Below are 230 nucleotides of genomic sequence, written 5' to 3'. Positions count from 1 at the left end.
CATCTTACAGACGCTCCTTGTCCTCTAGGCGCTCCTGAACTCGCATTCGCAATGGTAGATCCTATATAAAGATATTTTCCGCCGCTGTTTGATGTATCTGAGCTCCAGAAATACCCTCTTTGCCCTGCATAAGTAAATCCACCGTCCGAAGAACTACGATATCCTCCTGCGGGTAATTTCAGGTGACTACTGTATGCTGCTCCTGGATTTGCAATTCCTTCAGCACTTAC

At 46.5% G+C, this 230-nt stretch carries 1 protein-coding gene; it reads right to left on the bottom strand.

The annotated features are described in order from the left end of the window. Positions 1 to 230 (bottom strand): fibrobacter succinogenes major paralogous domain-containing protein (locus tag SB724_RS22115; protein ID WP_410573266.1); only part of this gene is annotated, 230 nt, incomplete at both ends.

It is taken from the genome of Bacillus sp. SIMBA_031 (assembly GCF_046535225.1).
Taxonomy (GTDB): Bacteria; Bacillota; Bacilli; order Bacillales; family Bacillaceae; genus Bacillus; species Bacillus velezensis.
Note: the sequence above shows the minus strand (reverse complement) of the source record. Positions and strands in the feature narration are given on the sequence as shown.